The organism is Mycobacterium sp. SP-6446 (assembly GCF_001954045.1).
GTDB lineage: Bacteria > Actinomycetota > Actinomycetes > Mycobacteriales > Mycobacteriaceae > Mycobacterium.
The window spans coordinates 1-5,813 of sequence record NZ_MBEM01000092.1 but is presented as its reverse complement, the minus strand read 5'-3'; the positions used below and the strand labels follow the sequence as shown (position 1 = coordinate 5,813).

Below are 5,813 nucleotides of genomic sequence, written 5' to 3'. Positions count from 1 at the left end.
TTCGCGCTCGCGGGACTGCTGGCATGGGCGCGCCGCAAACCCGTCCTGGCCGGCGCGCTCATTGGGTTGGGCGCCGCGGCCAAGCTGTACCCGCTGTTGTTCCTCGGCCCGATGCTGGTGCTGGGCATACGGACCGGGCGCCTTCGTGCCTGGACCCGCACCGCCGCGGCCGCCGCGGCGACCTGGGCGTTGGTGAATTTACCTGTGTTGCTGCTCTTTCCGCGAGGATGGTCGGAGTTCTTCCGGCTCAACACCCGCCGCGGCGACGACATGGACTCGCTCTACAACGTCGTCAAATCATTCACTGGCTGGCGCGGTTTCGATCCCAAGCTGGGTTTCTGGGAACCGCCCACGGTGCTCAACACGGTTGTTGCGGTGCTGTTCGTACTGTGCTGCGCGGCAATCGCTTTCATCGCTCTGACCGCTCCGCAACGGCCGCGGGTGGCGCAGTTGGCGTTTCTGGTCGTGGCGGCGTTTCTGCTGACCAACAAGGTGTGGAGCCCGCAGTTCTCCCTCTGGCTGGTACCGCTGGCCGTGCTGGCCTTGCCGCACCGCCGAATACTTCTGGCGTGGATGACGATCGACGCGGTGGTGTGGGTGCCGCGCATGTATTTCCTATACGGCAACCCGAACCGCGCGCTGCCGGAGCAGTTCTTTACGACGACGGTGTTGCTGCGCGACATCGCGGTCATGGCGCTGTGCGCGTTGGTCATCCGGCAGATCTACCGGCCGGACGAGGACCTGGTGCGCTGGGGTGGACGGGTGGACGATCCGGCGGGCGGGCCTTTCGACCGCGCCCCCGACGCCCCGCCCGGTTGGCTGCCGGACTGGCTACGCCCGCCCGCACAGCGACACCGGCCCGAACCCGCCGAAAGCGGCGCGGAAACTGCGGCCGCCGCGAGCCAGCCATGACGCAGGTCGCGATTCCGCTTTTTCCGCGCTTCACCGCGCTCGACGCCGTCGGGCCTTACGAAGTGCTGCAACGCATTCCATCGATCGATGTGGTATTCGTCGGGCACCGCCGCGGCGAGGTGCGCACCGAAAACGGGATGCTGGGCATCACGTGCGACGCCACATTCGACGAAGTCGGCGCCCCCGACGTCGTGGTGTTCCCGGGCGGCATCGGAACCCGCGGGCTGATTCACGACGACGCAATTCGCGCCTGGCTGCACTCGGTACACCCGAGCACCGCATTCACCACCTCGGTGTGCACCGGTGCGCTGTTACTCGCCGGCGCGGGTCTGCTCGATGGGCTCACCGCGACGACGCACTGGCGGGCCGCGGACCTGCTCAACGAGTTGGGCGCGCACTATGTGCCCGAACGCGTCGTCGAACATCTGCCAGAGCGGATCATCACCGCCGCGGGGGTGTCCAGCGGCATCGACATGGCGCTGCGCCTGGTTGAACTGCTCGTCGATCGTCAGGCGGCGCAGGCCGCGCAGCTTCTCATCGAATACGACCCCCAGCCGCCGTTCGATTCGGGCGCGCTCGCTAAGGCAGACGAGGCGACCGTGGCCCGGGCCAACGAATACCTGCGCGCCCGGCAGTAACGATTTCGCTGCGCAGAGCACCTTCCGGTACCCTGGGGCGGTTGCCGACGCAGGCGACCCTCCTGCCACGGATCGACCGTGGCCGCGCAGACCAGAGGAGGTGGTGAGGTTTCCATGCGTCCATACGAAATCATGGTCATTCTTGACCCCACGCTCGACGAACGAACCGTCGCTCCGTCGTTGGAGACGTTCCTCAACGTCGTCCGCAAGGACGGCGGCACCGTCGACAAGGTCGACATCTGGGGTAAGCGGCGGCTGGCGTACGAGATCGCCAAGCACGCCGAAGGCATCTACGTCGTCGTCGATCTGAAGGCCGAGCCGGCGACGGTGTCCGAGCTCGACCGTCAGCTGAGCCTCAACGAGTCGGTGCTGCGCACCAAGGTGATGCGCACCGATAAGCACTAAGCGGACCTCAAGGGCGGCGCTGGCTGCCCGCTGTCGTCAGGCTTGCGTAGGCTCAGCGAGGAACATGCTCATGACCATCGATCGTCTCCAGGCGGATCCAGGAGGAAATTGTGGCTGGTGACACCACCATCACCGTTGTCGGAAACCTGACCGCTGACCCCGAACTGCGGTTCACCCCGTCGGGCGCCGCGGTGGCGAACTTCACCGTGGCATCGACGCCGCGGATCTATGACCGCCAAAGCGGGGAATGGAAAGACGGGGAGGCGCTGTTCCTGCGGTGCAACATCTGGCGCGAGGCCGCTGAGAACGTCGCGGAGAGCCTCACCCGCGGGGCGCGGGTGATCGTCAGCGGGCGGCTCAAGCAGCGCTCCTTCGAGACTCGCGAAGGCGAGAAGCGCACCGTCGTGGAGGTCGAGGTCGACGAGATCGGGCCCTCGCTTCGCTACGCCACCGCCAAGGTCAACAAGGCGAGCCGCAGTGGCGCCGGCGGCGGTGGCTTCGGTGGCGGTGGCGGTTCGCGCCAGGCGCCGGCGGCGCAACCGAGCGGCGGCGGGGACGACCCGTGGGGCAGCGCCCCGGCGTCGGGCTCCTTCGGCGGCGGCGACGACGAACCGCCGTTCTGATCAAACACACTTCAGCAGTAGGAAACGAAAGAAAGACAGACATGGCCAAGTCCAACAAGCGGCGCCCGGCTCCGGAAAAGCCGGTGAAGGCGCGCAAATGCGTCTTCTGCGGCAAGAAGGAACAAGCGATCGACTACAAGGACACCGCGCTGCTGCGCACGTACATCAGCGAGCGCGGCAAGATCCGGGCGCGTCGCGTGACCGGCAACTGTGTGCAGCACCAGCGGGACATCGCGCTCGCGGTGAAGAATGCCCGCGAGGTGGCCCTGCTGCCCTTCACCTCCTCGGCGCGATAGCCGCCGAGGCTCAACCGAAAGTACGAAACGATGAAGCTGATTTTGACGGCCGATGTCGACCACCTCGGCGCCGTCGGCGACACCGTCGAGGTCAAGGACGGGTACGGCCGAAACTTCCTGCTCCCGCGTGGCCTGGCGATCGTCGCCTCGCGCGGCGCGCAGAAGCAGGCCGACGACATCCGCCGCGCCCGGGATACCAAGACCGTGCGCGACCTCGAGCACGCCACCGAAATCAAGACGGCGATCGAGGCGCTGGGCCCGGTTTCGCTGCCGGTGAAGACCGCGGCCGACTCGGGCAAGTTGTTCGGCTCGGTGACCACCGGTGACGTGGTCGCGGCCATCAAGAAGGCCGGCGGACCCAATCTCGACAAGCGCATCGTCCGGCTGCCCAAGACACACATCAAAGCCGTGGGCACGCACCCGGTGTCGGTGCACCTGCACCCCGAGATCGATGTCGAGGTCGCGCTCGAGGTCGTCGCGGAGGGCTAACCCCGCGGCGTTTGCTCGATGCCGACGGGGCGATCGCCCGCTCGGCCGGGCGCAAAATCTTAGGCGCTTCGAGGGCGCTGTGTGCCCGCTTTGACGATGGTTCAGCGGTGGGTCTGGCGAACTATTTCCGGTGCCCTCCAGGAGGGGCCCCTTAACCCGCCCTTAACGTGCCGAAAATGTGGCCGAAAGCCAACACGCCCGACACGGTAACCTGCGGCGACACGCCGAAGAGATTCTTGTCCACACCAATTGCGCGGTGTTGTACTGCGCGTATCTGCAGCGATGTCAGGACGCCCGAGATTAATCCACAGGTTCTCCACACCCCGTTCAACACAGGTGTCGACGGATATGCACACACGATGCACAGCGTTATGAACAGTGGCCCCTTTAAGTACTTGCCAGCAACGTTTACCGTCGTCCCGGCGCAAGGCTATTCGGGTGCTTGAGTCGGGGGGCGTCAGTGCCCGGGCTTACGCTCTCAATACCGGGTGTCGAATGTATGTTCGGATACTCTGTGACAGAGGGAGGTGGGAGCCATGGCGGTCGTCGATGACTTAGCGCCCGGCATGGACGCCTCGCCTCCCAGTGAAGATTACGGCCGGCAGCCGCCCCAGGACCTGGCCGCCGAACAGTCGGTGCTCGGCGGCATGCTGCTCAGCAAGGACGCCATCGCCGATGTGCTGGAGCGGCTGCGGCCCGGCGACTTCTACCGGCCGGCGCACCAGAATGTCTACGACGCGATCCTGGACCTCTACGGCCGTGGGGAGCCCGCTGACGCGGTGACGGTCGCCGCGGAGCTGGACCGCCGCGGGTTGCTCCGCCGGATCGGCGGCGCGCCGTACTTGCACACGCTGATCTCGACGGTGCCGACGGCCGCCAATGCGGGCTACTACGCCGGCATCGTGGCCGAGAAGGCGCTGTTGCGCCGGCTCGTGGAAGCCGGCACGCGGGTGGTCCAGTACGGCTACGCCGGCGCCGAGGGCGCCGATGTCGCCGAGGTGGTCGATCGTGCGCAGGCCGAAATCTACGACGTCGCCGATCGTCGGCTTTCCGAAGACTTCGTTCCACTCGAGGACCTGCTGCAGCCGACGATGGACGAGATCGACGCGATCGCCTCGAGCGGTGGTCTGGCGCGCGGCGTGCCGACGGGCTTCACCGAGCTCGACGAGGTCACCAACGGCCTGCACCCCGGGCAGATGATCATCGTGGCGGCTCGTCCTGGAGTGGGCAAATCGACACTTGGATTGGATTTTTTGCGGTCGTGTTCGATCAAGCACCGGATGGCCAGCGTCATCTTCTCGTTGGAGATGAGCAAGTCCGAGATCGTAATGCGGCTGCTGTCGGCGGAGGCGAAAATCAAGCTGGCCGACATGCGTTCGGGCCGGATGAACGACGACGACTGGACGCGGCTGGCGCGGCGGATGAGCGAAATCAGCGAGGCCCCACTGTATATCGACGACTCGCCCAACCTCACCATGATGGAAATTCGCGCCAAGGCGCGCCGGTTGCGGCAGAAAGCCGACCTGAAGCTGATCGTGGTCGACTACATGCAGCTGATGACGTCCGGGAAGAAGCACGAGTCGCGCCAGGTCGAGGTGTCCGAATTCTCAAGGCATCTCAAGCTTTTAGCGAAGGAACTCGAGGTTCCGGTGGTCGCGATCAGCCAGCTCAACCGCGGTCCCGAGCAGCGCACCGACAAAAAGCCGATGCTGGCCGACCTTCGCGAGTCGGGATCACTGGAGCAGGACGCCGACGTCGTGCTGCTGCTGCACCGGCCAGACGCATTCGAGCGCGACGACCCGCGCGGGGGAGAGGCGGATTTCATTCTCGCCAAACACCGCAACGGCCCGACCAAGACGGTGACCGTCGCCCATCAACTGCACCTGTCGCGATTCGCCAACATGGCGCGGTGAGTTTCGTCCGTTGCCGGTTCCCATTTCGCATGTCATGTTCCCCTCTCTGAATGTCATGTTGGACACGAAAGTGGGGATTTCGGACTCATCATGAGTTGAGGAAGCTCGGGCGGCGGGCACGCGGTCAGCGCCTTCAGCGTTGATTTCGCGGTGCTCGCCGTAGCCCTTGTCCTCGGTCGGGCCGGCCTCGATGCCGAAGCCTCCGGCGATGACGGAGATGAACGACCGGTTCATGGCCTTGCTCATGATGCAGGACAGGTACGCACCGGAGGAGCCGACGAGGGCATCCGTAGTCGCGCACCAGCGACGGGTCCAGGGACTGATCGGCCTGCGCGAATACCAGCTGACGCCCGCTTCGGGTTCGATAGGCTTTCTGGGTGGCAGCCGATGTCGATGCCGCAGATGCCGCAGCCGCGGAGCCCTACGGCCCGCTGCTGCGCCTGAAGTCGGCAATAGTGGATCGCGACCGGCAATTCGCAGACAGCCAGGCCCGGCGTCATCGAGTCCTCAGCATCACCACATGGATGGCCGCCGCGG

General features: G+C 65.8%; 6 protein-coding genes and 2 pseudogenes. 7 read left to right on the top strand and 1 reads right to left on the bottom strand.

From position 1 onward, the window contains the following. The 7 genes and pseudogenes from A5736_RS07530 to dnaB form a co-directional block, all read left to right on the top strand. A pseudogene (locus A5736_RS07530) lies at positions 1-952 on the top strand (glycosyltransferase family 87 protein); the annotation flags it as partial. Next, entirely contained in the window at positions 909-1,550 is a 642-nt protein-coding gene (locus A5736_RS07525) for a DJ-1/PfpI family protein (RefSeq protein ID WP_076128961.1), read from the top strand. The pseudogene A5736_RS07530 and the gene A5736_RS07525, both read left to right, overlap by 44 nt. 114 nt (positions 1,551-1,664) lie before the next feature. Continuing rightward, entirely contained in the window at positions 1,665-1,955 is a 291-nt protein-coding gene (gene rpsF / locus A5736_RS07520) for a 30S ribosomal protein S6 (RefSeq protein ID WP_044509152.1), read from the top strand. 110 nt (positions 1,956-2,065) lie between these two features. Further along, positions 2,066-2,578: a single-stranded DNA-binding protein gene (locus A5736_RS07515; protein WP_076064573.1), complete on the top strand. Its 513-nt coding sequence runs from the start codon at positions 2,066-2,068 to the stop codon at positions 2,576-2,578. Between the two features lie 41 nt (positions 2,579-2,619). Next, the gene (gene rpsR, locus A5736_RS07510; RefSeq protein WP_076064574.1) at positions 2,620-2,874 is read left to right on the top strand and encodes a 30S ribosomal protein S18; all 255 of its coding nucleotides are present in this window, start codon (positions 2,620-2,622) and stop codon (positions 2,872-2,874) included. Between the two features lie 30 nt (positions 2,875-2,904). Further along, on the top strand, positions 2,905-3,363 hold the full coding sequence (rplI, locus tag A5736_RS07505) for a 50S ribosomal protein L9 (protein WP_076128959.1): 459 nt from the start codon (positions 2,905-2,907) through the stop codon (positions 3,361-3,363). A 536-nt stretch (positions 3,364-3,899) separates the two neighbouring features. Next, complete coding sequence (gene dnaB / locus A5736_RS07500; RefSeq protein ID WP_076064576.1) at positions 3,900-5,276, top strand: replicative DNA helicase; 1,377 nt, start codon at positions 3,900-3,902, stop codon at positions 5,274-5,276. A 126-nt stretch (positions 5,277-5,402) separates the two neighbouring features. Here the strand turns inward: dnaB and A5736_RS07495 are convergent. Then, positions 5,403-5,567: pseudogene (locus A5736_RS07495) on the bottom strand (NAD(P)(+) transhydrogenase (Re/Si-specific) subunit beta); the annotation flags it as partial. Positions 5,568-5,813: the final 246 nt, after the last annotated feature.

What these genes read in the sequence shown, in the direction of transcription:
- dnaB (WP_076064576.1), top strand. Translation starts at nt 3,900, where the DNA reads ATGGCGGTCGTCGATGACTTAGCGCCCGGCATGGACGCCTCGCCTCCC.
- rpsF (WP_044509152.1), top strand. Translation starts at nt 1,665, where the DNA reads ATGCGTCCATACGAAATCATGGTCATTCTTGACCCCACGCTCGACGAA.
- rplI (WP_076128959.1), top strand. Translation starts at nt 2,905, where the DNA reads ATGAAGCTGATTTTGACGGCCGATGTCGACCACCTCGGCGCCGTCGGC.
- A5736_RS07525 (WP_076128961.1), top strand. Translation starts at nt 909, where the DNA reads ATGACGCAGGTCGCGATTCCGCTTTTTCCGCGCTTCACCGCGCTCGAC.
- rpsR (WP_076064574.1), top strand. Translation starts at nt 2,620, where the DNA reads ATGGCCAAGTCCAACAAGCGGCGCCCGGCTCCGGAAAAGCCGGTGAAG.